The sequence below is a fragment of the Micromonospora eburnea genome, from assembly GCF_900090225.1.
Taxonomy (GTDB): domain Bacteria; phylum Actinomycetota; class Actinomycetes; order Mycobacteriales; family Micromonosporaceae; genus Micromonospora; species Micromonospora eburnea.
Genome location: NZ_FMHY01000002.1, coordinates 3976552 through 4003272 on the forward strand (window position 1 = coordinate 3976552; position 26721 = coordinate 4003272).

Consider the following 26721-nt stretch of genomic DNA (forward strand, 5'->3'; position numbering starts at 1 on the left):
GTCGGTGGGTTGGCCTACCGTCTGGCGGCGTGACCGCGACGCAGACCTACCGGTATCTCGCCTCCTCCGCCCTGGGGCACGGCTCCCTGGCCCTGCAGACCAGCGGCGGCCCCGCCCCGAACCCCCGCTTCTTCCGTGGCTTCCTCACCACCCCGCAGGCGGCGGCCGTCGGTCTGCTGGCCGTTGCCGAGGTCGCCCGCACCCGGTACCACCGGCCGGTCAGCCCGGCCAGCCTCGACCCGGTGGTCACCGGCAGCCGGGACCGGCTCCGCTTCGAGTCCTTCTCCGGTTGCTGCGGGGTCTACGCGCGCCTCGACGCCCTGCCCGCCGGGCTCGACGGCGACGTGGTGGAGCACGGCACCACCAACGTCGACGTCAACAACCCGCTGCGTGAGGCGCTGTCGCGGGTCGCCGGGCTGGACCCGCTGCACCTGTCGGTCGGCCCGGACGACCTGACCGTGTCCACCCTGGACGGCGCGGTGGTGGAGAAGAAGGTCCCGCTGCCGACGCGCTGGCTGCGCGGTTTCGCCGAGGTGCAGGTGCTGGCCGCCCGGTTCGAGCCCCGGGCGGAGATCCCGGCGGCTGAGGCGGCGACGTTCCTGCGCCGGCTGCCCACCGGCGCGGACCGGTCGGTGCTCTGGGTGGTGCCGGCGGGACGCACCCTGCGACTGACCTCCCGGCCCGTGCCCGGGGCGGTCTGCCTCGCCGGGGCGAGCCGCCTGGCCGCCCTGCGCCCGATGCTGCGCTTCGCCCGGACCCTGCGGGTGTACGGGCCGAGCGTCACGGCCGCCTCGGCGCCGCTGCCGAGCGTCTGGGAGCTGGACACCGGCGCGCTGCGGCTGTCGCTCACCCTCTCCCCCGAGCCGTACCGGGGGTTCTCCGGCGAGGGCGCGGCGCTGACCGCGCTGGCCGGCGACGACGTGGTCGACGACGCCGACCTGGTCTCCGCACTGCTCTCCTGGGACCCGACGGTCGACGTGGACCGGCTGGCGGAGCAGGCCGGCATCGACGCCGACCGGGTCCGGGGCGCCCTGGCGCAGCTCGGCACCGCCGGCCGGGTCGGCTACGACGTCGCCGAGGCTGCCTACTTCCACCGGGTGATGCCGTACGACGCGGGCCGGGCCGAGCGGGACAATCCGCGACTGGTCGGCGCGCGGGCGCTGCTCGACGCCGGGGCGGTGGAGGCGGACGGGACCTCCGCCACCGTCCGCAGCGGCGACCACGTATACCGGGTCCGGCAGCTCCCGGACGGCGGCCTCACCTGCACCTGCCCGTGGTGGGCGAAGCACCGGGGGCAACGGGGGCCGTGCCGGCACGCCCTCGCCACCCGGATGCTGCTGACCGACCGGGTCGAGGTGTCGGCGTGAGGCGCGCGGATCAGCAACTGTTCGTCAAGAGCACGGTCCGCCGGCGGCGGGAGCTGGCGGCGGGCGGCACCAGCGACCTGTTCGAGCTGGTGAAGGCGGGCTCGGCCGGGCTGGTCGCGGCGGCGCTGGAGGGGCTGCCCGAGCCGCGCCGCCGGGAGATCGGCGTCGCGCTGACCGACTGGTTCCGGCAGCAGGACCGGTCCAGTTGGTGGACGACGGGCGAGAGCACGGCCTTGGCGGTCGCCGTGGTCGGCTGCCTACCCACCGCCGCCCAGGCCGCGGCGATCCTCGGCCGCACCTCGGTCAACCCGGACGGCAAGCGGGCGGCGACGCTGGTGTCGGACGTCGCCGCGGAGCGCGGCGTCACCTGGCTCGGCGACCTGGGTCACCGGCTGGGCGCGAAGCTCGGCCGGCAGGCATGGATCGAGCGCTGGCAGTTCGTCGCCGCGCTGCTGCGCGCCGCCGGCGCGCAACCGCCGACCGACGACGCGTTCGTGCAGCTCTGGCTCTCCTCGATGGCGTTCCCGGAGCGCCACACCGGGCGACCCGCGCCGCTGGTCGACCGGCTGCGGGCGGACCCGTTCCGGGCGGTCATGCTGCCCCGGCTGTTCGAGGTGGACGGCCTCGGCACGACCATGATGTTCGACGAGGTCGTCACCACCTGGGAGGAACGGCGGCGGCACGCCCTGCCGGCCGCGCTGGCGCAGCTGGCCGCCGAGGGCGTGCTCGACCGGGCGATGCTGATCGACCGTTCGATCGGCCGGCTGCTACGCGGTGACCGGCCCGCCGCGCTCCGCGCCTTCACCGTCCTGCTCGACCTGCTGCGGCCCGACAGCGCCGAGGTCGCCGCGCGCACCACCGACTACCTGCGCCTGCTCACCGACGCACCGGCCCCGGTCGCCACCATGGCCCAGAAGGCCCTGCGGGAGCTGCCCGACCTGGCCCTGGAGTCGATCCTCGACGCCGCCCGCGAGGTGCTGCACCGGCCGGAGAAGACCCTGGTGAAGGCGCAACTCACCTGGCTGGACCGGCTGGCCCGGCAGCACCGGGACCGGGCAGCGGAGATCGCCGAGGTGATCGCGGTCGCCGGCACGCACCCCGCCGTCGAGCTGCGGGACCGGGCGATTGCCCTGGCCGCCCGGCACGGCCTCGACCCGACAGTGGCCGATCCCGGCCCGGCGGTGGCCGCGCCACGCGGCGACGACCTCCCGGCACCCGCACCGCCCGCGCCGGCGCCGGCGCCGATCACGGACGTGGACGAGCTGGCGGAGGAGGTCGCGGCCCTGCTCGGTACGCCGTCGCAGGGCGCACCGCTGGACCGCGTCCTCGACGGGCTGGTCCGGCTCGCCGCGGCCGACGCCACCGGGGTGCACGCCGCCCTGGCGCCGGTCATCGAGCGCCGGCACTGGTCGTGGGGCGACGAGCACCGCTGGGAGCCGCTGTGCCTCTGCGGGGTGGTGGTGGGCGTGCTCAAGACGGCCGGCACCGACCACCATCCTCGGCGGCGCCGCCGGTGGGAGTCGCTGCTCGCCGCCGTCCGCCGCAGCGACCGGGCCCCGTCGACCCTGGTCGCCACCGATCCCCGGGTGCCCCCGGTGCACCGGCTGCTGCGGGCCCGGCTCGCCGAGATCGGCGTGCACGTCGGCGAACCCGGCGGCCCGGGGCTGCTCGCCGCGCCGACGTCGGCCAACGGTCTGCTCGACCCGGTGGCGTTGCTGGAGCGGCTGACCGCGCTGGGCGACCGGCAGCCCTGGCCCTGGGACCTCACCCAGGCCCTGCTGCGGCTGCCCGCCGACCCCGACGACGCGGTCGCCGACAAAGCCGCCGCGCTGGGCACGCCGGCCGGCGACCGGCTCGCCGCATGGCTGCGCGGCGGCGGGCTGCCGCAGCCGGTGGCGCGGGCCACCACGATCACCCGCCGGGCCCGCAAGTCGGGATACGACTGGGAGTTCGAGCAGCTCGCGGAGCGGCGGGTGCTGGTCGAGCTGTGCCCGCCCGACGGGTACGACGACCCACTCGGGCTGCTCACGACCAGTCCCGCGCCGATCGGCGTCGAGTACGGCGACTGGCTCAACCTGTGGCCGTCGGCCCTGCCCGGGCACCGCGCTGTCGTGGCCGCGTCCGTCCTGCCGGCGGTCGCCGGGTGCGCGGACATGGACGAGAAGGGCGGCAACGCCGTGCTGCCGCTGCTGGCCGAGTGCGCCGGACCGGGCGGGGTGGCGCTGGACCTGGCCGTGGCGTACGGGCTCGGCGCCCGGCACGGCGCGGACCGGGTCGCCGCCGTGGACGCCCTGCTCACGCTGGCCGGTGCCGGGCAGTTCGACCCGACCGGCACGGGGCACCGGCTCGGAGAGCTGGTCACCGCCGGGACGGTGAAGCTGACCCGGGTCGGCGAGCCGTTGCGCGACGCCGCCCTGGCCGGGGCGCCGCTGACCGTGTGGCGGCTGCTGGCCGCCGCGCTGCCGGCGCTGCTCGCCGCGCCGGGGCCCGTACGCGGCCTGCCCGACCTGCTGACCCTGGCCAGCGAGACGGCAACCGCCACCGGGGTCCGGATCGAGGTGCCCGGTCTGGCCGACGTCGCGGCTCGCGGCGGCTCTGGCCGGCTGGTCACCGAGGCCCGCCGGCTGCACCGCGAGCTCGCCGTCGCGTGACCGAGGACGCGACCCGGAGGCAGCCGGGGCGCCGGCGGCCGAGCTGGCACGACTGCGACGGCCAGCCGGACGCGCGGGTGCTGATCCGCTGTGCGCTACGAGCGGCTCAACATGTACACGATCACGACCGCCGCGACCAGCGCCAGCGCGGCCAGTACCGCGGCCGTGATCTTGGCGGCGCTGTACGGGCGTTCGCCGATCACCTCGCCGGTCCGGGCGTTGACCAGGACCTGGTACGACCGGCCGGCGTGCAGGTACGCGGCGATCCACACCGGCAGCAGGAGCAGCTTGTAGGTCACCTCCGAGTACGTGGTGCGCACGGAGTTGACCCGCTGCTCGTCGCCGCCGATGTCCGACCGGCAGTCCCGCTCGATGACCGGTGCCATCCGGGACTTCGCCTCGGCCAGCCCCGCCTCGGGCTCGGTGTCGTACCGCAGCGCGTGATACCCGGCCAGGTAGTCCCCGTGGTACGCGACCGCCTCGGCCAGCGGCCACGGGGCCAGCTGGTCCAGCTTCTGCTCCGGCAGGTGGGTCGTGGCGGGCACCAGCACGTCGTCGAAGTCCCGGCGGACGGTGCCACTCGCCGGATACCACCGGGTGTGCCGCACCTGCCGGGTGCGCGTCTCCTGCTTGCCGTTCACCGTCACCGTGTACGTCTCGGTGACGTAGTAGTACTCACCGCGCTGGCCCCGGTAGTCGGAGACGGTCCGCGCGTCGAACGTCCAGTGCGGCAGGTAGGTGCCCTTGAGCGTCTCCGCCTCGCTGACCTTTTTCAGGCTGTTCGGCGCGAACCAGCGGCTGCGGCACCACCGGCCCAGCGCGGTGCGCACGCCCGCCTGGTCCACGGCGAACGGCAGCACCGCCTCCGGCGCGATCAGCTCGACCGCCGCGGTGTCCGCCACCAGCGGCGTGGCGCAGAACTGGCAGCGCTGGGCGAGCGCGTCGCTCTCGGTCCGGGCGCCGCAGCCCGGGCACCCGAACGTGTACGGGCCGACGCTGGCCGCCGGCTTGCGCGGCAACGTGGCCAGCTCGGCGTACGGGTGCTCGCGCACCTCCCGACCGGCACCGGCGATCTGCTGCCGGTGCCCGCAGTACGGGCAGCTCAGCACCGCCGTGCCCGGTGAGTACTCCACCCGGGCGCCGCAGCCCCCGCACTGGTACGACGGCGGGGAGACGGCCGTGTCGCTCATCGAGGCACCCTCCCGCCGCACGTCCCGCTCTCGTGGTGGCCGCTCATTGCGGTGGCAGCGGCGGTGGGACGCTGGCCAGCACCGACGCCAGCTCCGGCACCTGCGTAGCCGGCTGCCACTGCGCCATGCCGGCCCGCCAGACCAGCGTGTCCGGGCCCAGGGTGCCCGCGGCCGCCTGCTCGGCCAGCCCACCGAGGTCGAACGGGCCCTGCCGCTGCCCGGCGACGCCCACGTACCACTGCGTCTGGTTCGGCAGCGGCGGTGGCTCGGCGGCGCCCGGCGGCACCGGGGCCGGCGGGGTCCCCGCGCCCGCCATGGCCCTGGCCACCTGCTGGCCCGCGGCCATGCCCATGCCCAGCCCGATGCCGGTGCCCGCACCCCCGCCCGGGTTCTTCGCCGCCTCCTCCAGGGCGGTGGCGGCCTGGTAGCGGGTGAACCGGTCCAGGTCGCCGACCGCGCCCATGCTGGTCCGCTTGTCCAGCGCCTGCTCCACCTCGGGCGGCACGGAGACGTTCTCGATCACGAACTTGGGGATCGCGATGCCGACCTCGGCCAGTTCCTCGGTCAGCACGGCGGCCAGCCGCCGGCCGATGGCGTCCTGGTGCGCGGCCAGGTCCAGCAGCGGCACCCCGGCGGTGGCCAGCGCGCCGCCGAGCCGCCCCACGATGAGTTGGCGCAGGTATTCCTGCACCTCCTCGGTCCGGAACTGCGGATCCGTGCCGACCAGCTCCCGCAGGAGCCGCTGCGCGTCCACCACCCGTGCCGCGTACGCGCCGAACGCCCGCACCCGGACCACGCCGAACTCGGCGTCCCGCAGGATCACCGGGTTCTGGGTGCCCCACTTCATGTCGGTGAACTGCCGGGTGTTGACGAAGTACACCTCGGCCTTGAACGGCGAGTTGAAGCCGTACTTCCAGCCCTTGAGGGTGGAGAGGACGGGCAGGTTCCGGGTCTCCAGCGTGTAGGTGCCGGGCGCGAACGCGTCGGCGATCTGCCCCTCGTTGACGAACACCGCCGTCTGGGACTCGCGGACGACCAACTGGGCGCCCATCTTGATCTCGTTCTGGTACCGGGGGAAGCGCCAGACGATCGTGTCCCGGCTGTCGTCCAGCCACTCCACGATGTCGACGAACTCGCCCCGGAGCTTGTCCATCAGCCCCACCGTGTCCCCCTCCCCCTGGCTGCCGAGGTCACCCGGCGTCGCGGCGACGATAACAAGTGCCCACAAGCCGGGGCCCCGACGGTCGGGCGCCGTGGCCGACCGCGCGGCAGCCGGGGACGGGGTGGCATGCCACGCCCGTACGCACGGGGTCGACGGCCTGACGTTCTCCGACGAGGCGAGTCGGCCGGCACTCGGTGGGGTGCCGGCCGACCAACGGGCGGCTCGTGACGGTCAGCCGCAGTTGCCCCAGGTGTACCTGCCGTTGGAGTGCCACATCGTGAAGTTCATGACCTGGCCCTCGTACATGACGCAGGCGCCCTGCGCGCGTCGTTGGATCGCGGCGTAGTACTTGTAGTTGCCCGAGTCGGTGACCCAGGAACTACCCTCGACCCGCAGCCTGGCGGCGACTCCGGTCGTCGATCCGACGGCCACCGCCTTGAGGGTGGCGACGCAGTTGTAGCCGGTCGCGCTGTTGTACATCAGGTAGACGTCGCCCACCTTGCTGCCGCTGTCGGTGATCGTCCGGTGCCCGTCCGAGACCTGTGCCCACGAGCCACCGAAGTCGTTGCTGCAGGCTTGCGCCGCGGTGTACGGGTTCGCTGCGGCGCGGGCCGGCGAGCCGAAGGTCACCACGGCGACAGCCAGCGAGAGAGTTGAGATCGACAGTCGTCGCGCTAGTACGCGCACACGCTCCTCCAAGTTCCGGCGCGAGAATCACGTACGTGTCCGGCGCCATGATCCACATCGGATGATCAACGGTACACAGCGGGCGGGCCGGTGGCGGCACCGCCCGCTCCGGCGACGCGGCGCCCTCCGGGCGACACCGCTGCGAGGGGGCGGCGGCAGGGCGCTGCGGCCTCAGTCTGCGCGGGTGGCGTCGGTGGCCGTGAGCAGCAGACGCAGCCCGGTGAGCGTGGCCAGCAGCGGCTCCGCGGGCACCGTGACGGACCGGCCGGTCAGCGCGGCCAGGCGCGCGGCGGTCCCCGGAGACGCCGCGCCGCCGCCGGTGATCAGGAGACGCCGCCGCGTGCCGGCGTCGTGGGCGCTCATGCGCCGCACGCAGCGGGCGATCGCCGGGATCTGGTCGACGGGATCCGCCCCCTCGACACGTTCGGCGGCGGCGACGCTCCGGTCGACGATGCGGGCGACCTCGGTACGACCGAACCCGATGTCGACCGTGACCAGATCATCGTGTCCCGGGTCGGGCCGGCAGGCCAACGCGGCGGCCAGCGGTTCCTCCACCGCGCTGACGCGTCCGCCGGTGGCTCGGCGGACCGCGGCGACCAGCACGTTCTTCTGCCGCATCGTCGCCGTGGCGGGCACACCGACGAGCACCGGACAGCCGGTGTCGCACGGGTGCCCGATGTCGGCCAGCAGGATCCGCAGCAGCTGTACGCAGGCGACGAGGTCGCGCACCACCCCGTCGCGTACCGGCCAGATCAGCGTCGCGCCCTCGGTGGCCTGCGCGTCCACCGCGGCCCGTCCCACGGCGCGCCGGCCGCCGGGGCGGCGGGCGATGACGGCGGGCTCACTGATCACCGTGCCGGTCACCGACGTCCACAGCCGGACCGTCGAGGTGCCCAGGTCCAGGGCCAGGCAGTGCCCCACGCCGGGGCGGGCGTACGCGCCGGCAGCCAGCATGCTCACCACCCCCGCCCCGGCCCGGAACGGGTGCGGCGTGCCGTCGGCAACGGAGCGGGGATGACGCCACGGGGCGCGGCGGGACGGGATTGGCGACGGAACATCGGCGTTCGGCTTCCGGGTCAGGGCAGCGCCGGGGACGGCGCCGCGGAGCGGGCGGATTCAGGCGACCGCCTGACGCGGCGGAGCCCGGTCCGCCGACCACTCCGGCACGCAGCCCGGTATCGCGCGCCTGGTCAGCCGGAACACGATGCACAGCCCGATCGCCCGAGCGGCGGCCCACACCACGAGCAGCACCGCCAGCAGGGCCAGCATCGGCAGCGGGCCTCGCTCGCCGACACCGCGGATGCCGTGCCCGTCACGCATGCCGGACACCATAGCCCGCGCCCGGAGAAACACGCTCGTCAGTCGCGGTCGGCCCGACCGCGTCCCGCCGGCCGGGACGGCGACGGCGAGGGTGGTTGGCCCCGGCGCACGCCGAGCCAACCACCCCGACCCGTCACTTCCAGGCGTCGTTGTTGGTGTACGTGCCGGTCGACGGAGTGGTGAAGCTCCGGTTGCCGCCGGACTCCCAGGTGACCGAACCGTCGGGGTTCTTCTTGATGTACTTGTACTCGATCGCGGTACCCGGGGGCAGGTTCACCGTCACTCGCCACACCGGGTAGTCGGCCGAGGAGAGCGCGACGGCGTCGGCCGGGTTCCAGGCGCCCAGCGCGGCGACGTTGCCGACGACGAAGACGTTCTGGCCGTAGTAGGTGGTGACGGTGGCGTTGAACGCGGTGGCGATCTGCGCGGGGGTGACGGTGTCACCGCGGAACGTCTCGGTCACCGCGTACGTGCCGCCGGCCGGGGTGGTGAAACTCCGGTTGCCGCCGGACTCCCAGGTGACCGCGCCCGTGGCGGTCTTCTTGACGAACTTGTACTCGACCGCCGTGGACCGGGGCAGGTCGACCACGGCACGGTAGGTGCCGCCGCCCTGCGCGGTGAGCAGGACGGCGCTGGCCGGCGCCCAGGAGCCCAGCTCAGGGATGCTGCCGACGACGTACACCGCCTGGTCGGCGGCCGGGGTCGCGGAGACGGTGAAGGTGGTGGCGACCCTGTCGGTGGGGTTGCCGGTGGGGCTGCTCGTCGGCGACGGGCCGGCGCCGGGCCGGGCGTTGACGTGGATGGCGACGGCGTTGTTGGCGGGGATGGTCACGGTGGCCCGGCCGCCGGAGACGGTCACCGTGCCGCCGGTGCAGCCCGTCCCGGTGGCGGCGCCGGCGATGACGTCGCAGTACTGGCCGTCGGCGAGGCCGGTGGCGAAGGTGGCGGTGGTGGCGGTGCCGCTGTCGTTGATGCCGACCCAGGCGCGATCGCCCCGGTGGAAGCCGATGACGTTGCTGTTGACGGCGGTGAAGTCCGAGACGGACCGGACCGACCGTGCGGCGTTGGCCCAACCGACCATGCCCTTGATGCCGGTGGTCTGGGTCAGGCAGGTCCAGGTGCTGCCGCAGACCGTGTCGGTGACGCGGCCGTTGCCGTCGGCCGGCGGGGACTGGTTCCGGTTGTCCCAGGAGAAGCTGTCGTAGACCGACGGCTTGCCGTGCGGGTAGGCCAGCACGAAGTAGTTGGCCAGGAGGTAGTCGGTGCCGTTCTTGTAGGACAGCACCACCCCGTCCCGCTCCAGGTCGTGGTTGGTGACCATGGCGAAGACGTTGGCGCTGGGCGCGTCGAGGTTCCAGCTCGCGACGTTGCCGAGGCTGGAGATCGAGCCCTGGAACGCCGACCTGACGCCCTTGGCGTAGGCGAAGTCGAGAACGTCACCGTTGCCGATGAACGCGCGGGCCTTGAGCGCGTCGTTGCTGGCCCCGTCGAATATCTCCTGGGCGACGTACGGCCGCCGGTTCTCCGCGACCGTGTTGTTGAGCTTGCCGAGGATGGCCGCGAAGTCCTCCTTCCTGACGTGCTTGACCGCGTCGACCCGGAACCCGTCGACGCCCAGCCCGATGAGGTCGTTGAGATAGCCGGCGATCGTGGTGCGGACGTACTCCTTCTCGGTGTAGAGGTCCGCCAGCGACAGCAGCTCGCAGCTGGTGACCTGACTCTCGTTGTTCCAGTCGTTGATCGCGCCGGAGGTCGGGCAGTTGTCACCCGGGTGGTGGAAGTCCGCATACCCGTAGGGCACCGCCGGGTAGCTGTAGCCGGAGAACTGGGTGCCGGCGTACCCGATGGTCCCGGCCGGGTTGTTCGTTCCGGCCATGTGGTTGACCACCGCGTCGACGTAGACCCGGACGCCGGCGTTGTGGCAGGCGGTGACCATGGCGGCGAACCGCTGCCGGCTGCCGAACCGGCTCTCCAGCTTGTAGGAGACGGGCTGGTACACCTCGTACCAGGGGTGCACGCCGTCCGGGCTGCTGGGCAGGCTGACCGATTCCTGCGGCGGCGCGACCTGCACCGCGCCGTAGCCGGCGGGGCCGAGGTGGTTGGTGCAGGCGGCGGCGACGGAGTTCCAGTTCCACTCCCACAGGTTGGCCGTCACCTCGCTGTCGTTCAGGTTGGCGGCGGCGCGGGCGGGGGCGGGGGTGGCGGCGGCCGCGACGACGACCGGCATCGCGCCGGTCGCCACGAGCGCGACGGCGAGCAGCAGGCCACCGGGGCGGCGCTGCGGTGATGGTCTGAGGGTGTGCATGGACGGACCTACTTCCGGGGTCGGCAGGACGCTGGGCGGATGGCCATCCGAGTGACGATGAGGATGCTCGATGCCTGCAAGTCGTGCAAGAGCTTGCGGCAACATTTCCGAAACCTGCCGGCAAACGCGCCGTCGAGGCGCGCCCTGCGTCCACAGTGCGAGATGATGACCCTCGTCAGCCCCCAGAGGGGATCACCATCGTGCCCGCATTTCACCTCGCAAGACCTTCCGAATCTTTCAGGCGGATTGCGGCACCAACGTCCAACATGGTCGGCCGTGCTGACCGACCGCTTCCCTTTCGATTCGAACAGTGAACACCGACGCGGGTCGGAGCGGCGCCGGTCGAGCGTGCGGCACGCCGACCGGCGCCCTCGTCGATGACGACCGGGCCGGCGTCGTCAGCCCGACCACGAGGCCGCGGCGCCCGGCGTCGCGGCGTCGTGCCAGGACGGCCCCGGCGCGGGTCGCCGGACCGCGTGGCGGAACACGCGGCGCATCATCGCCGGCCGCATGAGCGCCTCGGGCGGGTCCATCAGGCCGGCCACCCGCATGAACCCGTTCGTCACCTCGGGATCCTTGGTCGCGGCGTACTGCAGGCGTGCCAGGTAGGCGTTGCCGACGCGTACCTTGAGGGTGCGTCGTCCCTCGACGCCCGGGAAGTCGAGATCACCGCCGGCCGAGATGTCCCATGGGGTGTCGATGGCCCGGGACAGGTCGGCGAAGAACGGCGACGAGGCCGGCGGCCGGCCGGTACGCAGGTGCGAGCGCAGCGTCATCGCCTGGATCGCGGCCACGCTCATGCCCTGCCCGTAGACCGGGTTGAAGCTGCAGAAGGCGTCGCCGATGACCAGGTAGCGGTCGGGAAAGCGCAGCAGCCGCTCGTAACGCCGACGCACGCTGGCGGGAAAGCGAAAGGAGACCGGGTCGTCGAGCGCCTCAGCGTCCCGCACCGCCTCGTACACGTCCGGCACCGGCAGGGAACGGACGAATTCGAGGAACGCCTCCGGTTCCGTCGGCGGGTAGTCGCCGAGCAGACCGGTCAGCGAGAGGATGCAGAGGTCGGTTCCGACCTGGCCGAAGAACGCGCCGCGCGGATGCGCCGGCGAGGCGACCGGGTTGATCGACTGCACGCCGTCGAACATCTCCGGGCGGGTCCGGTAGTGCCGCGTGGTGTACGCGAGCCCCACCTTGACCCGTTCCTCCTCCGGCCGTTGGTACCCGAGCGCGTCGAGCCAGGCCGGGGTACGCGATCCACGACCGGTCGCGTCGACGACGAGGTCCGCGTCCAGCACCTCGGCGTCCGCGTCCGCGGTCCGCGACTGCACCCGTACCCCCACGATCTGTTCGCGGTCGTCGGTGGCGACCAGGCCGAGCACGTCACACTCCTCCATGAAGGTGACGTTCGGTATGGCGGCCACCCGGTTGCGGACGTGGTTCTCCAGCACGGGACGGGGAGCGGTCACCGAGAGGAGACCGGTGTGCGCCGGGCGCAGCTTGCGACCGTTGAAGAACCACCGCATCTCGCCCAGGTCGCCGGTGGGCACTCCGGCGGCGCGCAGCTCGTCGGTGATGCCGGGGAACAGCTCCTCGAGGATGAGGTGTCCGCGGGCGTGCAGCCCGTGGGCGTGGACCGTGTGCGGCGCGCCCCGGCGCGGAGTGCTGACGCCCAGCACCTTGTCCCGCTCGACGACGACGACCTCCGCGTACGATTCGGCCAGCACCCGGGCGGCGAGGACGCCGCCCATGCTGCCGCCGAGCACGACCGCGCGGGCTCCGAGTTGACTCATCGACATGTGCCTTCCTGATGGGTGGACCTCGACGGGTGTGCCCGGACGACGACGGCCCGGCAGCCCGCCGGGGGTGGGCTGCGGGGCCGGGGCCCGTTCTCCTGGGTCTTCACCGGGCGGACGCCGTTCGCGGGACTACCGCCAGCGTTGTCAGCGGTGCCGGCCGAGGCACCTCCGAGCGTGCGGCACCCGCGGCGCCGGTCAGGAAGGGTCGGCGGCGGCGCGGCGGCGGACGAGCAGCGCGACGACGACGAGGAGCGCGAGGCCGTCGACGGCCAGCAGGGCGGCGCCGAACGGGTCGACGCCGTGCGCGTGCGCGCCGGCCGGCGGCGCCGCGGGCCGGGAGGGGCGTGGGGCGGCCCCGCCCGCGGTGCCGACGGCGAACCGGGCGATGCCGGAGACGTCGCGTCCGTCCACGGTGACGATGTGATAGGCGACGGTGAGGTCGGCGGGGCGGTTGAGGCCGATCGCCTGGCGCAGGCCGTCGTCGCCCGCGGCGCTCACCTCGCCCGTGTCGATCCGGGCCGAGTCACCGTCGTAGACCGAGATGTGCGACCGGCGGGCGTCCGGCCGGCCCGAGACGTGTATCTCCACCACGTCCGGCGGGTCGGCCAGGACCGCCCCGTCGGCCGGCACGATCGAGACGACCTCGACCGGGGAGCCGGCCGACGGCGTGGAGTCGACACGGGCGACGAGGGCGAAGAGGGCGACGAGCGCCGCCACGGCGAAGGCGGATCCGGCGTAGATCCGGGTCGTGGTCGACATTGCCCGCGGCGGTCAGTCGCCCGTGACCAGTGTGGGCCGGCCGAGGCCCACCCGCCCGGTGCGGTGCGCGCAGCCGCAGGCCATGGCGGCCCGCTCGGCCTTGTTGGGCCGCATGTGCAGGTAGACGGCGATGAGCATGGGGATGAACACGATCGAGTTGTAGAACAAGTGCAGCTCCACCCGGGGGACGACGAGCTGGAGCAGGCTGGTCGGAGCCGTGGTGCCGGGGAACCGGAACGAGCTGTGCGCCTGGACGAGCAGCAGCGCGTGTTCGATGTGGTGCCAGAACTGAAGGGCGAGCGCCACCGTCCACCACGCGTTGCCCCGGCCGGTGAAGCCACGCCGGAGGAGGAACAGGCCGATCAGCATCACGACGGCGTAGCCGTAGTGCAGCCATTCGGAGCTCACGAGCCAGGGAAACGGCATGCCCAGCACGCCGCGGGCCTCCGGCCGCGGCCAGCCGAGCACCCAGATCTGGTACGCCTGGACGAGGTGCTCCGCCCAGTGGCCGAGCACCACGACCATGTAGACGGTGAGAGCGGCGCGGTGGAACCGACCGTTGAGTGACGACAGCAGGCCGGGTGGGGCCGGCTTCGCAGCGATTGCCATGAGTCCTCCCGTGGGACACCGAGGGGGCCGTTCGGGTCCACGGTAGGCAGCGACAATCGCGGAACGTCACTTCTGGAATGCCCTATGTGACGGGCGGATCACCCGGGCTCGCGCAGCCGGACGCTGAGCCCCTTGCCCTCGAACTCCTTGCACACGAACGCCGGTTGGCGGGGTTCGCTCAGCGCGGGATCGTACCGGTATCCGATCTCGGCGAACTCGGTGATGGCCGCGGGATCCTCGACGCGGGCCGTCAGCAGCCAACGCGCGAACGCGCCCCGCGCGATCTTGGCGTGCACCACCACGAACCGCGGTTCGCCCGTCTCCGGATGCATGGTCAGGAACCGTGGGCTGACGAACCGGTCCCGGTCCAGGAACGCCGTGACGGTCTTGTGGTATTCCGCCGCGGCGAGGTTGACGATGACACCCGTGGGCGGAAGGCACTCCGCGATGCTGGCGCCCCAGAAGCCGTACAGGTTGGTGTAGGGCGGGTCGGGCAGCCGGTAGCCCATCTCCAGCCGGTACGGCTGGACCGCGTCGTGGGGACGCAGGATCCCGTACAGCCCGGAGAGGATCCGCAGGCGCTCGTCGGCGTACGCCCGGTCGGTGTCGGAGAAGTCGCACGCGCGCAGGCCGCTGTAGATGTCACCGGCGAAGGTGTCCATCGCCGGTGACTGCCGGCCCGGCTCGACGCCCCAGTCGGCCAACAGCGTGTGGGTCCTGGCGGCCAACGCCGGCGAGATCTCCATGACGGTTGCCAACTGCTCGACCGAGAGGGTCTTGAGGTACGCCGCCAGCTCCTCGGCCCGGCCGCGTAGCGCCGGCTCGGTCAACGCGCGACCACCGGCCGGCGCCGGACGCATCACCTTGGAGGTGTGGATGAGGACGATCATCACTTGTCGATCGACTTGACGAGCTGCTTGATGATCCGCTTGAGTTCGGCCTTCTTGGCCTTCGCGTCCTTCATGTCGGCGAAGTACGCCATCCGGCGGCCGTCGGTGTAGTTGCCCTCAAGCAGCTCGCTGTCGATGTCCACCACGAGCGGGTTGTGGAACACGAGATGGACGCGCTCCTTCGACCAGAGGTTGAAAGTCGCCAGGTACTCGCCCTGGTAGGAGAAGGAGGGCGCCTTCCACTTGACCTGCTCGGTGATCTTGGGGCTGACCGCCTTGATGCTCTCGCGGAGCAGCTCGACCTCCGCCTTGAACGGGTGGTCGAGCTTGTCCATGAAGGCGTCGACCTCGTCGGTCTTGTTGACGGTGTTGTCGACCTTGCCCACGTTCGCCTCCCGCATCGAGATCGATACTCGCGGTGAGCATACCGAAGGTGGGCGCACCGGTCGCCATGACGAGCGGACGCCCCCTCACCCGGCCGGTGGTGACGCGACCCCGCCGTCGCACCACCACCGGCCGATCGAACGACTCAGCCCGCCTTGCGGTACACGAAGCCCTCCAGGGTCGTGACGATCTCCGACCGGTTGTCCCGGTGGCGCGTGCAGTACTGGGTCGGATACCAGCCGGCGGTCTGCCAGGCCTGCGGCTGCTTGATCGGGAAGCAGCCGTCGGCGACGGAACCGGAGGCCAGGCCCCGGTACCAGTCCTGGGTGATCATGGGCTCGTAGAAGGTCAGCTGCCCACCGTACGAGCCGTAGATGAACGTGTGCGTGAAGGTCTCCCCGTTCAGCTCCGGCCCGGTCAGGTCGATCAGGTGGTTGCCCATGCCGGGCTCCACCGAGCCGAAGTCGCTGTAGTCGGCCGGCATGTACCGCTCGGGGATGGGCCGGGCGCCGACCTCGAAGTCCTCGCAGTTGACGAGCATTCCGCACGGGCCGGGGCGGATGGCCAGCCGCTCCTCGTTCGAGTTCAGGTAGAAGTGGACGTCGAAGTGGGGACGGTCGTAGATGTGCTCGGGCAGGTGCCCGGCCGGGTTCCAGTTCACCAGCACGTACTGGAAGGGGGTGTCCACCTTGGCACGGAACTGCTTGCTCAGTTGCAGCGGGTACTCGTACCCGCCGGTGCACTCGGTGTGCTCGTCGGTCTTGCCGTCACCGTTGAGGTCGTAGCACCACAGGCCCGCCGTCGGCGGGTGGTTCGGCAGACCCTTGAGCGCGTCCTCGGTCATCACCATGCCGATGGTGTGCGGGACGCCGTTCTCGGACTGGGAGAACGCTCGGACGGTTCCCTTCCCCATCTTCGCCGACTCGCCGTAGGAGGCGCAGACCCCGGGGTACGCGGCGGTGTGGCGGATGAGGGCATCCGCGGCCTGCTTCGGCACCTTGACGTTGACCTCGGCGCCGCTGCGCGCGCTCGGCGAGACGCAGACGGCGACCTTGGGCCCACCGGCGGAGGCGGAACTCGGAGCGATGGTGGCGACGAGGGCGACCGCGGCCAGCACGGCCGCCAACCCCAGCGCGGCGTTGCGGATTCTTCGACGGGACATGACCTCATTCCTCTGTTCGTCGGGCGACGGGCATCCGTTTCGGCGGGGTGCGGGCCGAAGGTGGCTCGCGGAAACGGAGTCAGGGGGCGGGCGGCGCGGCCTCCGGCGGCATGCCGGGGTGGCCCGTACCGGTGGGCGGCACGCTCTTGAGCCGGGTGGCCAGGAGGACCGCGACGGCGAGGAACAGCACCAGGTTGATCAGGCTGGCGCCGTGCAGGGCCTGGGTGAACGCCTCCCGGGCCGAGTCGAGCAGCTCCGCGGCCACGGGCTCGGGCAGGGTGTCCGCCACCGCCGCGGCACCGACGATGCTCTCCCCCGCCGGGATCGCCGCCTCCGGAGGGACCGCGGCCGGCACGTCGACCGCGGAACCGTAGACGGCCCCGGCGACGCTGCCGAGGACGGCGACGCCGAGCGCGACGCCGAGTTCCCCGCCGGTGGACGACAGTGAGCCGGCGGCGCCCGCCTTCTCCGGCGGTGTCGACGACATCAGCACGGCGTTGGCCAGGGTGGCGCTGGGGCTGCCGCCGACGTACATGACGACCAGGCCGACGATCAGGGTGGCGAGCCCGCCGGAGACGTTGACCTGGGTGACGACCAGCGCGCCGACCGCCGCCAGGACCATGCCGGCGGCCAGGACGTACGCGGGGCGCACGGTACGGGCGACGGCCGGCCCGATGTTGCCGCCGATGATCATCGCACCGGCGGGGATGAGCATCCACAGGGCGACCTTCAGCGGGGTCAGGTCCGCCACGAGCTGCATGTAGAGGGTGGAGACGAGACCGGCCCCCGCGGTGATGAAGCCGAACGCCAGGCCCAGCAGGACGATGGTGCTCACCACCGGGTTGCGGAACAGCGCGAGGTCCAGCATCGGGTGGGTGAGATGCCGCTGGCGGTGGACGAACATCAGGCCGAAGGCCAGCCCGACGACGATGGCGCCGAGGGGCATGGCCGCCCAGCCCGCGCGCGCGATCTCCTTGAGCCCGTAGACCACCGGCAGGAGCGCGGCGAGCGTGAGCAGCGCGCTGAGCGGGTCGAGCCGGCCCGGGTGAGGATGGCGCGCCGCGGGCAGCAGCCCCGGGCCGACCAGCAGCAACAGCGCCATGACCGGGACGCCCATCAGGAAGATCGAGCCCCACCAGAAGGAGCCGAGCAGCAGGCCACCGACCACCGGGCCGAGGATCACGCCGAGCATGATGGAGGTGCCCCAGACGCCCATCGCGGCGCCCATCTGCGCCGGGTTGGGAAAGAGCTGGGCGATCAGGGCGAGCACGCACGGCATGACCGTCGCCGCCGAGATGCCGAGCAGGGCCCGGGAGACCAGGAGCATCTCGATCGAGGTCGAGTACGCCGCCAGCAGGGACGCGACCATGAAGCCGACGGCGCCGCCGAGCAGCACGTTCCGGTGACCGATCCGGTCCCCGAGGGTGCCCATGAGAACGAGGAAGCCGGCGATCATGAAGCCGTAGATGTCGGTCACCCACAGCTGCTGGGTGCCGCTGGCCCCGAGGTCGGTCGCGAGCCTGGGAAGCGCGAGGATCAGGACGCTGATGTCCACCGTGGTGAGCAGGGTCGGCAGGCACAGGACGGCGAGCGCCATCCACTCCCGGCGACCCGCCCGGGCGCCCATGTCAACTGTCGTCACGTTGGTCCTTCCGTCGATGGATGTCACCTGTACGAGGCGGCCCCCCGTCACGCGGTCGACACGCAGCCGTGTCCGGGGCGCGGCGGGACCGCCAGCGGGGACCGCGACGGTGCGGAACGGGGTGGCCTGGTGGGGGCGGCGGTCCCGGCCCCGGCCCGCGCGACCGGGTCCCGCCGCCGACCTCAGGCGGCGCCGCGCAGCGACCGGAAGAAGGCCCGTACGTCGCCGACGAACAGCTCCGGCACCTCCATGGCGGGGAAGTGCCCGCCCCGGTCGAACTCGGTCCAGTGGGTGATGGTCGGGAAGTCCCGGTCGGCGAGCCGGCGGATCGGGACGATGCAGTCCTGCGGAAACACCGCCACGCCGAGGGGGACGGTCAGGGGCTGCTCCCGGTAGCCGCTCAGCATCTCGCCGTTCGGGTCCTCGGTCGCCCGGCGCTGCTCCTCGGTGACCTCGCGGTACATCTGGGCCGACGAGCCCGCGGTGTTGGTCAGCCAGTAGATCATCACGTTGGTCAGGAGCAGATCCCGGTCGATGACCTCGTCGGGCAGTTCGGCGTCCGTCCACTCCTTGAACCGTTCGACGATCCAGGCCAGCTGGCCGGCCGGCGAGTCGTTGAGCGCGTAGGAGACCGTCTGGGGACGGGTCGACAGCAGCTTCCGGTAGCCGGAGCCGTCGGCGTCGAAGCTGGCGAGCCGGCCCAACCGGGCCATGTCCTGCTCGTCGAGGCCGGCCAGTTCGGCGGGATCGCCCGACGGGAAGACGGTGAGCATGTTGCTGTGCACGCCGACGACGCGCTCGGGGTCGAGCCGGCCCACCGCGAGAGAGATCGGCGAGCCGAAGTCCCCGCCCTGGGCGCCGTAACGCTCGTAGCCGAGGCGGCGCATCAGCTCCACCCAGGCGGCCCCGACCCGGTCGACGGACCAGCCGGCGGCGGGCAGCGGGCCGGAGAAGCCGAAGCCCGGAATCGACGGGATGACCAGGTGGAAGGCGTCCGAGGCGGAGCCGCCGTACGCGACCGGGTTGGTCAGCGGGCCCACCACGTTGAGGAACTCCGCCACCGACCCGGGCCAGCCGTGCGACATGATCAGCGGCAGCGCGTCCGGCTCGGGCGAGCGGACGTGCGCGAAGTGCACGTTGGCGCCGTCGATGGTCGTGGTGAACTGCGGCAGCCGGTTGAGCTGCGACTCCGCCTGTCGCCAGTCGTAGCTGGTCAGCCAGTGGGCGACCAGTTCCTTCAGGTACGACAGGGGCACGCCGCGCGCCCAGCCGGTCTCGGGCAGGTCCGGCGACCAGCGGGTCTGCGCCAGCCGGCGGCGCAGGTCGTCGAGTTCGGTCTGCCGGATGTTGATCGTGAATGGCTGCACGTTCTCTCCTCGCGGTTGCCGTCCATCAGCGGATTTCGAACGCCCGGTCGCCCCTCGACTCACCGCGGGTGACGTTCCGCTCACGCCGAAGGCATTGACGTCGCCCATGACCGTGGCACCGGCCACGGGGCCGCCGCATCTTCCGGAATGCGGCGCGAGCCGGCCATACCAGCACCGTCCGCGACCACGTGCGCACGTACAGAGATGCCGACTCGCGGCGGCAGTTGGAATCGTGAGCCGGACGTCGCCACCGGTGGACCGACAGAGCGGCGTCCCATCCCTGCCCCGACACGAGGAGTGTGATCTCGGGTGACCACCCCGAACACCCCACCGCCGACCGCGCGAGGCCCCCTGTCCAGCAGGACCAGCCACTTCGTCCTGCCGAAGCAGTGGGCGTCCATGCGCCGCGCCGAGCAACTCGAACGGGAGACCGGCAACCGGGTCATCCACCTGGAGAAGGGCGACTTCCAGGGCGAGGAGTTCCGCCCCGCGCCGCACATTCTCGAGGCCTGCGCCCGGGCGGTGCACGACGGGCACGTGCGCTACGTACCCGGGCCCGGCCTGCCCGAGCTGCGCGACGCCATCGCCGAGGAGGCGACGCGGCGGGGCCGGCCGACCGTGCGTGAGGAGGTGCTGGTGACCATGGGCGCCAAGCACGCGCTGACGCAGAGCCTGCTCACGCTCATCGACAACGGCGACGAGGCGATCTTCCCGAACCCGGGCTACCCGCCGGACGAGTTCTGGATCACCTACGCCGGCGGCCGGGTCGTCTACGCGCCGCTGGTCGAGCCGGACTTCCACTTCGACATCGACCACCTCGCGCAGCTGATGAACGACCGCACCAAGGTTCTGATCATCAACACCCCGCAGCGGCCCAACGGCATGACCGTCGACCGGCTAACGGAGATCAGCGAGCTGTGCCGGCGGCACGACGTGATGGTGATCTCGGACGAGATCTTCAGCCACATGGTGTATCCGCCCGCCGAGCACCAGACCATCGCCGCCATCGAGGGGATGGCCGACCGGACGCTGCTGGTGGACACGTTCAGCAAGAGCTACATCATGACCGGCTTCCGGATCGGCTGGTGCGTCGCGAACCGCGACCTGATCACCGCCATGGACATCTTCCAGCAGAACTCGGTGACCAACGTGCCGGCGTTCGTGCAGCTGGCCGCCCTGGCGGCGCTCACCGGCCCGCAGGACCACGTCATCGCCACCCGCGAACGCCTGCGGGCCAAGCGCGACCGGGCGGTCGCGGCGCTCAACGCCATCCCCGGCATCAGCTGCCCGTCCCCGGACGGCTCGTTCTACGTCTTCCCGGACATCCGCGGCACGGGGTTGACCGCCCAGCAGTTCACCGACCACCTGATCGACCGGTACTCGGTGGGGGTCGTCGCCGGGACGGCGTTCGGCGACCGGGGCGAGGGTCACGTGCGGATCACGTACGCCGTGCCGGACGACGTCCTCGACGAGGGCCTGAGCCGCATCCGCCAGGCCGTCGAGAACCTCGGGTGACCTGATGGACATCGGACGGATGTTGGCGTGGAGCGCCGAGCGCCACCCGCATCGGCGGGCCGTCGGCGGGCCACGGCCGATGACCTTCCGCCAGTGGGACGCGTACACCAACCAGCTGGCCCGGGCGCTGGCGGACCTCGGGGTCCGCCGCGCCCACCGGGTCGTGCTCCACATGGGCAACGGGACGGAACTGGCCAGCTGCTACCTGGCGGTGCAGAAACTCGGCGCGGTGGCGGTGCCGCTGTCCACCCGGTTCGGCCTGGCCGAGGTCGAACACTGCCTGCGGGACTGCTCGCCCGCGCTGGTCGTCACCGACGCCACCACGTCCGATCTGTCCGCCCAGGCACGGGCCGCGCTGCCCGGCCTCCCGGCGTCGGCGCACGCCGGCGACCCGGACGACGCGGCGCCGGGCAGCGTGGCCCTGGCGCCGCTCGTCCAGGGCCAGCCCGACGGGCCACTCTCGGTCGGCATCGTCGACCGCCAGCTGAGCGTGCTGCTCTACACCTCGGGCACGACGGGACGCCCGAAGGGCGTCCCCCGGACCCACGCCGCCGAGCACGCCGCCACCGTGGCGCACGTCCTGCAGTCCGGGCAGCGCGGCGACGACGTCACGCTCGGCGTGATGCCGCTGTTCCACACCATGGGCGTACGCACCCTGCTGGCCAGCGTCCTCACCGGCGGCACCTGGGTGCCCCAGCGCCGCTTCGACGCCGACGAGTCGTCGGAGCTCATCACGCGTGCGGGCATCACCGCGCTGTACCTGGTACCCACCATCTACTGGTCGCTGTTGCAGACGGGCCGGCTGCCCGAGCTCACCTCGCTGCGCCGGCTCGGGTACGCCGGGGCGCCGATGACCCCGGACCTCGCCGGCCGCCTCGTCGACGCCGTCCGTCCCCGGTCGTTCGTCAACCACTACGGCAGCACGGAGATCTTCACCTTCACCGTGGAACCGGACGTGGCGGCGCGACCCGGCAGCGCCGGACGCGCCGGACTCTTCTCCCGGGTCCGCGTCATCGCCACCGACTCCGATGCCGGGCCCACGGACGTCGTGGCGCCGGGCGAGCCGGGGCAGGTGATCGCCTCGATGGGCTCCCCCGAGGCGTTCGCGGGCTACTGGCGGCGCCCGGACGCCGACCGGACGGCGATCCGCGGCGGCTGGTACCACACCGGTGACCTCGCGATCCGCGACGAGGACGGGAACCTGTGGTACCAGGGCCGCGTCGACGACATGATCATCTCCGGAGGCGAGAACATCTACCCGGCCGACATCGAGGCGGCGCTCGCGGCCTGCCCCGCCGTCGCCGACAACGTCGTGGTCGGACTCCCGGACGAACGGTGGGGACAGAGCGTCACGGCGTTCGTCGTCCCCCGCGCCGGAGTCGATCCCGCCCGGGCCGTCCGGGAGGTTCAGCACTTCATCCGCGCCTCCGCCGGGCTGCCGTCGCTGAAACGCCCCAAGCGGGTGATCGCCGTGGACCGGATACCCCGCTCCCCCGTCGGCAAGATCCTGCGCCGGCAACTCGCCGGCGGCGGCTACGACCCCCTCGCGGACACCGCCGCCGGGCGCGGCGCCCCTGAGCGAACGGAGACGGTTCGATGAGCAACATCCCGGCGAGCGCGGTGCCGACCCCGGCCGGGCTGGCCGGCCGTACGGTCGTGGTGACCGGGGCCGGCGCCGAGATCGGTGGCGCGTACGTGCGCGCCTTCGCGGCCACCGGCGCGAACGTGGTCGCCGTCGACCTGCTCCGCACCGCCCGGCAGGCGATGGAGACGACCCGTACGGCGAGCCGGACCGGGCCCGGACGAGCCGTCTTCGCACCCGCCGACGTCACCTCGCAGTCCGACTGGCGGCTCGTGGTGGAGCGGACGATCGCGGAGTTCGGCCGCCTGGACGTGCTGGTCAACAACGCCGCCGTCTACCGGGCGATCAGTCGGAAACGCCCGCTGACCGAACTGGTGGTCGAGGAGTGGGACCACGTGTTCGCGGTCAACGTCCGCGGCACCTGGCTGGGCATCAAGGCGGTGGCACCGGCGATGATGGACTCCGGCGGCGGAAGCATCGTCAACGTGTCCTCCGTGGTGGGGCGTACCGGTGCCGTCGGCTTCGCCCACTACGTGGCCTCCAAGGCGGCGGTCGAGGGGCTGACCCGCGCCGCGGCCCGGGAACTCGGCGAGCACAACGTACGGGTCAACGCCGTCGCCCCCGGCCTGGTGGACAACGACGCCAGCCGGACGTTGAACCCGGAGACGTACCTCGCGGCGGCGGCCCGCGCCCGGTCCCTGCCCCGGCCGATGACGGCCGACGACCTGATCGGTTCGCTGCTCTGGCTGGCCTCCCCGGCGTCGTCGTTCGTCACCGGTCAGACGGTCGTCGTCGACGGCGGGCAGGTGTTCACATGAGGCCCGCGGCCGGGGCGCCGGGGGAAACCCACGCCCGACCGGTCGACCCGGCGACCCTCGTCCCGCTGCCCCCGGTCGCGGTCACCACCGCCGCGGAACTCGACGAGGCCGCGGCGCGGGCCGACGCGGCGCTCCGCGGTTCCTGGGCGGTCGACGGCCGGCGCCGCGCCGCCGTCCTGCACGGGTGGGGCGAGGCGCTGACGGCCCATGCCGGCGAGCTGGCCGAGTCGCTGGTGACCGAGACCGGCAAGACGGTCTCGGAGGCCCACCAGGAGATCCGGGCCTGCGTGGACGCGCTGACCTACAACGCGGGTCTCGCCCGGCACCTCGGCGGCGTCGCCGGCACCCTGCCCGACGGCACCGTGGCGCACGTCACGCGGCAGCCGGTCGGCGTCACCGCGTTCGTCGTCCCGTGGAACTGGCCGATGCTGCTGCTCCTGCGGGATCTCGCGCCGGCCCTGGCAGCCGGGGTGACCGCGCTGGTCAAACCGGCGCCGCAGACCAGCCTGGTCACCGGCCGGGTGCTGGCCCTCGGCCGCGCGGCGGGGCTGCCCGACGACGTCGCCCACCTCGTCGTCGGTGGGCCCGAGGTCGGGCGCGCCACCGTCGCGCACCCGCTGGTACGGGCCGTCGCGTTCACCGGTTCGACCGGGGTGGGCGCGGAGATCCTGCGCGCGGCGGGGACCGGCCTGAAACGTACGCTGCTCGAACTCGGCGGCAAGGGAGCGCTGGTCATCTGCGCCGACGCCGACGTGCCGGCCGCGGTGGCCGCGGCGGTCCGGGCGACGGTGGTGACCGCCGGCCAGATGTGCATGGCCTGCACCCGCGTCCTGGTCGCCCGTCCGGCGTACCGGGACGTGCTCCAACGCCTCACCGACGGGCTGGACCGGGTCCGGGTCGGCCATCCCGGCGACCCCGCCACGGACATGGGCCCGCTGGTGTCACCGGCGGCCGGGGAACGGCTGGCGCGGACGCTGGCCGACGCGCGCGTACGACACGAGGTGCACGGCGGCCAACGGGTCCGCCTCGACGGGCTGCCGGGACACTTCGTGCGGCCGGCCGTCGTCACGGCGGTGACACCGGAGTCGCCGATCGTCCGGCGGGAGCTGTTCGCGCCGGTCGTGACGGTGGAGCCGTTCGACGACGAGGCCGAGGCGGTACGGCTGGCCAACGCGACCGACTACGGCCTGGCGGCGAGCGTCTGGACCCGCGACGTGCACCGCGCCTGGCGGATCGCCCGGGGGATCGAGGCGGGCACCGTGTGGGTCAACGGCTACAACCACTCGTACCCGGAGACGCCCAGCGGAGGCTTCAAGTCCTCCGGCATCGGCCGCACCCGCGGGGTGGTCGGGGTCGAGCAGTTCACCGAACTCAAGCACATCCACTTCGCCGTACCGGCGGGCGAGGGGTCATGAACCAGCCCGCCGCGTCCCCCGCCCCACCGTCGCGGTGGCCGGCCGAGCAGGACCTACGGTCCTGGCTGTCGCACCTGGACGCCCGTGGCCGGCTCGGCCGGGTGCGGTCCCGGGTGGACCCCGACCAGGAGGTCTCGGCGGTCCTGGAGCGCCTCGACGGGCGGCGGTCGGTGCTGTTCCGCGACGTGGCGGGCGCCGAGTTTCCCCTCGCCGGGAACCTGGTGCTCGGCCGCGCCGACCTCGCCGAGGCGATGGACTGCCGGCCGGACGAGACCGCGACCCGCTACCTGGCCGCGCTCGCCCGACCCCGACCCTGGGCGTCGGTGCCCGGCACCGAGGCGCCGGTGCTCGCCCACCGGCTCGACGGTGACACCCTGCTGTCCCGCCTGCCGCTCACCGTGCAGCACGAGCACGACGCCGGCCGGTACCTGGCCTCGGGCCTGCTCGTGGTCCGGGACCCGGCCAGCTCCACGACGAACCTGTCGATCAACCGGATGCTCGCCGTCGGTGAGCGGACCCTGCGTACCCTCGTGCTGCCCGGGCGGCTACGGCGGATCCTGGCCGCGAACGAGCGGCGCGGAGCCGACCTCGACGTGGCGATCGTGGTGGGCGTCGACCCGCTGCTCGGCCTGGCCAGCCAGGCGCCGGGCACGGACCGGACCCTGGACCACCTTGAGGTGGCCAGCGCGCTGCGTACCACGCCGCTGCCGGTCACCACCTGCCCGGCCAACGGCCTGCCGGTGCCCGCCGACGCGGAGTTCGTCCTCGCGGGGCGGTTCCGGGCCGCCGTCCGGGAGCCGGAAGGACCGTTCGGGGAGTTTCCCCGCACGTACGGGCCCAGCGCCCCGGCGCCCGTGATCGAGCTGACCGCGGGCTGGCACCGCGGCGCGGCGGTGTTCCAGACGATCCTGTCGGGCGGCCGCGAGCACTTCCTGCTCGGCGGGATACCGCGCGAGTCCGCCCTGCTACGGACGCTGCGTCAGGCGCATCCCGACGTGGTGGCCGTACGGCTGACGGAGGCCGGGTCGTGCCGGCTGCACGCCGTCGTGGCCGTACGCGAGGGTGCCGACGGGTCGGCCAGGAACGTCCTGCTGACCACGCTCGGCAGCGCCGGCACGGTCAAGTTCGCGGTGGTCGTCGACGACGACGTGGACATCCACGACGACGAGCAGGTCGGCTGGGCGCTGGCCACCCGGGTCCAGGCGGACCGGGACGTCCTCGTCGTACCCCGGGCCGCCGGCAGCGGCCTCGACCCGTCCGCGTCCGCCGGCGTGACCGCGAAGCTCGGCATCGACGCCACCGTTCCGGTCGGCGGCCGGCAGCGGCACGCCCGGATGCGGGTCCACCCCACCCGACCCGAGTGGATCGAACGGTTCCTGGCCGAGGCCGCGACCTCGTGATCGCCCGGCCGCCGGCCCGCCGGGCCGGCGGCGCCGCGCCGTACGCCGGCGTGGCCCTCCGTCGGCGGCCGGGCGTTCGACCGCCGTCCGGCCGCTCGACCCCCAAGACGGAAGGTCAGCATCTGTGGCAAGCGACGATCTCAGTCGAATCATGGCGGCCCTGGCCGACCCGACCCGGCGGGCCATCCTCTCCCGGCTCGCCCACGGCGAGGCCACCGTCACCGAACTGGCCGCCCCGTTCGCGATAACCATGCCTGCGGTGAGCCGACACCTGCGGGTGCTGGAGCAGGCGGGTCTCGTGCGGCGACGGCAGGACGCCCAACGGCGCCCCTGCCGGCTCGACACCGCGCCGCTGCGGACCGCCACGGCATGGCTACGCGAACTCGTCACCGAAGCGGGCGGCGGGGCCGGCGGCCGGTCCGCGGAGAATTCCCGCCCGCTCGATCCGGCACCCGACGACGCGCCCTGACGACGGTTACCCGGCAGCGCTTTCGGTCGCAATTTCCGGCGCCCGCTAGGCCGCATTTCCGGACTCGCCGCCGAACCGCCGTTCTCGCCCGCGAGCAGCAGGTCATGAGGCAGCAAGGGCAGGCAGGGAGATGCCCGGAGACCATCCCGGCTGGAACGATCCCACACAGAGCCAGCCTGGATGTCGGTTAGACGCCGCCCAGGTGCCGGAATGGTTTTCCGCGACGTCGCCGAA

At 72.9% G+C, this 26721-nt stretch carries 22 protein-coding genes; 8 read left to right on the forward strand and 14 right to left on the reverse strand.

The features are described 5' to 3' along the window. Positions 1-29 precede the first annotated feature (29 nt). Positions 30-1367: an SWIM zinc finger family protein gene (locus GA0070604_RS17780; protein WP_091119239.1), complete on the forward strand. Its 1338-nt coding sequence runs from the start codon at positions 30-32 to the stop codon at positions 1365-1367. Next, complete coding sequence (locus GA0070604_RS17785; protein WP_244161968.1) at positions 1364-4018, forward strand: DUF6493 family protein; 2655 nt, start codon at positions 1364-1366, stop codon at positions 4016-4018. The genes GA0070604_RS17780 and GA0070604_RS17785 overlap by 4 nt, the downstream gene beginning before the upstream one ends. A gap of 95 nt (positions 4019-4113) precedes the next feature. On the opposite strand, the gene GA0070604_RS17790 is transcribed toward GA0070604_RS17785, so the two are convergent. From GA0070604_RS17790 to GA0070604_RS17855, 14 genes are all read right to left on the reverse strand, one after another. After that, entirely contained in the window at positions 4114-5208 is a 1095-nt protein-coding gene (locus tag GA0070604_RS17790; RefSeq protein WP_091119243.1) for a TFIIB-type zinc ribbon-containing protein, read from the reverse strand. 43 nt (positions 5209-5251) lie between these two features. Continuing rightward, complete coding sequence (locus GA0070604_RS17795; protein WP_244161969.1) at positions 5252-6436, reverse strand: SPFH domain-containing protein; 1185 nt, start codon at positions 6434-6436, stop codon at positions 5252-5254. A 165-nt stretch (positions 6437-6601) separates the two neighbouring features. Further along, positions 6602-7057, reverse strand: coding sequence for a hypothetical protein (locus tag GA0070604_RS17800; protein WP_141721322.1), 456 nt, complete (start codon positions 7055-7057; stop codon positions 6602-6604). 171 nt (positions 7058-7228) lie between these two features. Then, positions 7229-8011 carry a rod shape-determining protein gene (locus GA0070604_RS17805; RefSeq protein WP_244162213.1) on the reverse strand — a complete coding sequence of 261 codons (783 nt, stop codon included), beginning with the start codon at positions 8009-8011 and terminating at the stop codon, positions 7229-7231. Positions 8012-8173: 162 nt separating this feature from the next. Continuing rightward, positions 8174-8377 carry a hypothetical protein gene (locus GA0070604_RS17810; RefSeq protein ID WP_244161970.1) on the reverse strand — a complete coding sequence of 68 codons (204 nt, stop codon included), beginning with the start codon at positions 8375-8377 and terminating at the stop codon, positions 8174-8176. 133 nt (positions 8378-8510) lie between these two features. Further along, the gene (locus GA0070604_RS17815; protein WP_091119257.1) at positions 8511-10682 is read right to left on the reverse strand and encodes a carbohydrate-binding module family 20 domain-containing protein; all 2172 of its coding nucleotides are present in this window, start codon (positions 10680-10682) and stop codon (positions 8511-8513) included. Positions 10683-11080: 398 nt separating this feature from the next. After that, entirely contained in the window at positions 11081-12469 is a 1389-nt protein-coding gene (locus tag GA0070604_RS17820) for an FAD-dependent oxidoreductase (RefSeq protein ID WP_091127226.1), read from the reverse strand. 201 nt (positions 12470-12670) lie between these two features. Beyond that, positions 12671-13234 (reverse strand): copper resistance CopC family protein, encoded by a 564-nt coding sequence (locus GA0070604_RS17825; RefSeq protein WP_091119261.1) that lies wholly within the window; start codon positions 13232-13234, stop codon positions 12671-12673. A gap of 12 nt (positions 13235-13246) precedes the next feature. After that, positions 13247-13843 (reverse strand): hypothetical protein, encoded by a 597-nt coding sequence (locus GA0070604_RS17830; RefSeq protein ID WP_091119264.1) that lies wholly within the window; start codon positions 13841-13843, stop codon positions 13247-13249. 98 nt (positions 13844-13941) lie between these two features. After that, a complete protein-coding gene (locus tag GA0070604_RS17835) occupies positions 13942-14733 on the reverse strand; it encodes a YaaA family protein (RefSeq protein ID WP_091119267.1) in 792 nt (263 codons plus the stop codon). Further along, positions 14733-15134 (reverse strand): DUF1801 domain-containing protein, encoded by a 402-nt coding sequence (locus GA0070604_RS17840; RefSeq protein WP_091119269.1) that lies wholly within the window; start codon positions 15132-15134, stop codon positions 14733-14735. Before GA0070604_RS17840 ends, GA0070604_RS17835 begins: the two co-directional genes overlap by 1 nt. Before the next feature lie 128 nt (positions 15135-15262). Beyond that, positions 15263-16279, reverse strand: coding sequence for a hypothetical protein (locus GA0070604_RS17845; protein ID WP_141721324.1), 1017 nt, complete (start codon positions 16277-16279; stop codon positions 15263-15265). A gap of 79 nt (positions 16280-16358) precedes the next feature. After that, positions 16359-17921 carry an MFS transporter gene (locus GA0070604_RS17850; RefSeq protein WP_091119276.1) on the reverse strand — a complete coding sequence of 521 codons (1563 nt, stop codon included), beginning with the start codon at positions 17919-17921 and terminating at the stop codon, positions 16359-16361. A gap of 182 nt (positions 17922-18103) precedes the next feature. Continuing rightward, entirely contained in the window at positions 18104-19288 is a 1185-nt protein-coding gene (locus GA0070604_RS17855; protein ID WP_091119280.1) for an epoxide hydrolase family protein, read from the reverse strand. 309 nt (positions 19289-19597) lie between these two features. Between GA0070604_RS17855 and GA0070604_RS17860 the strand changes: the two genes are divergently transcribed. From GA0070604_RS17860 to GA0070604_RS17885, 6 genes are all read left to right on the forward strand, one after another. Next, positions 19598-20803: a pyridoxal phosphate-dependent aminotransferase gene (locus GA0070604_RS17860; protein ID WP_091119282.1), complete on the forward strand. Its 1206-nt coding sequence runs from the start codon at positions 19598-19600 to the stop codon at positions 20801-20803. A 4-nt stretch (positions 20804-20807) separates the two neighbouring features. Continuing rightward, complete coding sequence (locus GA0070604_RS17865; protein ID WP_091119286.1) at positions 20808-22403, forward strand: class I adenylate-forming enzyme family protein; 1596 nt, start codon at positions 20808-20810, stop codon at positions 22401-22403. Further along, positions 22400-23203, forward strand: coding sequence for an SDR family NAD(P)-dependent oxidoreductase (locus GA0070604_RS17870; RefSeq protein WP_091119289.1), 804 nt, complete (start codon positions 22400-22402; stop codon positions 23201-23203). The genes GA0070604_RS17865 and GA0070604_RS17870 overlap by 4 nt, the downstream gene beginning before the upstream one ends. Further along, positions 23200-24618, forward strand: a complete 1419-nt coding sequence (locus GA0070604_RS17875) for an aldehyde dehydrogenase family protein (protein WP_091119293.1) — start codon at positions 23200-23202, stop codon at positions 24616-24618. The genes GA0070604_RS17870 and GA0070604_RS17875 overlap by 4 nt, the downstream gene beginning before the upstream one ends. After that, positions 24615-26018: a UbiD family decarboxylase gene (locus tag GA0070604_RS17880; RefSeq protein WP_091119296.1), complete on the forward strand. Its 1404-nt coding sequence runs from the start codon at positions 24615-24617 to the stop codon at positions 26016-26018. Before GA0070604_RS17875 ends, GA0070604_RS17880 begins: the two co-directional genes overlap by 4 nt. 151 nt (positions 26019-26169) lie before the next feature. Further along, positions 26170-26487: an ArsR/SmtB family transcription factor gene (locus tag GA0070604_RS17885; RefSeq protein WP_091119300.1), complete on the forward strand. Its 318-nt coding sequence runs from the start codon at positions 26170-26172 to the stop codon at positions 26485-26487. The last annotated feature ends 234 nt before the right edge of the window (positions 26488-26721 follow it).

Bases quoted from the DNA above. Each gene is read 5' to 3' on its own strand.
- GA0070604_RS17790 (WP_091119243.1), bottom strand. From the start codon at position 5,208: ATGAGCGACACGGCCGTCTCCCCGCCGTCGTACCAGTGCGGGGGCTGC.
- GA0070604_RS17805 (WP_244162213.1), bottom strand. From the start codon at position 8,011: ATGCTGGCTGCCGGCGCGTACGCCCGCCCCGGCGTGGGGCACTGCCTG.
- GA0070604_RS17810 (WP_244161970.1), bottom strand. From the start codon at position 8,377: ATGCGTGACGGGCACGGCATCCGCGGTGTCGGCGAGCGAGGCCCGCTG.
- GA0070604_RS17815 (WP_091119257.1), bottom strand. From the start codon at position 10,682: ATGCACACCCTCAGACCATCACCGCAGCGCCGCCCCGGTGGCCTGCTG.
- GA0070604_RS17820 (WP_091127226.1), bottom strand. From the start codon at position 12,469: ATGAGTCAACTCGGAGCCCGCGCGGTCGTGCTCGGCGGCAGCATGGGC.
- GA0070604_RS17825 (WP_091119261.1), bottom strand. From the start codon at position 13,234: ATGTCGACCACGACCCGGATCTACGCCGGATCCGCCTTCGCCGTGGCG.
- GA0070604_RS17830 (WP_091119264.1), bottom strand. From the start codon at position 13,843: ATGGCAATCGCTGCGAAGCCGGCCCCACCCGGCCTGCTGTCGTCACTC.
- GA0070604_RS17835 (WP_091119267.1), bottom strand. From the start codon at position 14,733: ATGATCGTCCTCATCCACACCTCCAAGGTGATGCGTCCGGCGCCGGCC.
- GA0070604_RS17840 (WP_091119269.1), bottom strand. From the start codon at position 15,134: ATGCGGGAGGCGAACGTGGGCAAGGTCGACAACACCGTCAACAAGACC.
- GA0070604_RS17845 (WP_141721324.1), bottom strand. From the start codon at position 16,279: ATGTCCCGTCGAAGAATCCGCAACGCCGCGCTGGGGTTGGCGGCCGTG.
- GA0070604_RS17865 (WP_091119286.1), top strand. From the start codon at position 20,808: ATGGACATCGGACGGATGTTGGCGTGGAGCGCCGAGCGCCACCCGCAT.
- GA0070604_RS17870 (WP_091119289.1), top strand. From the start codon at position 22,400: ATGAGCAACATCCCGGCGAGCGCGGTGCCGACCCCGGCCGGGCTGGCC.
- GA0070604_RS17875 (WP_091119293.1), top strand. From the start codon at position 23,200: ATGAGGCCCGCGGCCGGGGCGCCGGGGGAAACCCACGCCCGACCGGTC.
- GA0070604_RS17880 (WP_091119296.1), top strand. From the start codon at position 24,615: ATGAACCAGCCCGCCGCGTCCCCCGCCCCACCGTCGCGGTGGCCGGCC.
- GA0070604_RS17885 (WP_091119300.1), top strand. From the start codon at position 26,170: ATGGCGGCCCTGGCCGACCCGACCCGGCGGGCCATCCTCTCCCGGCTC.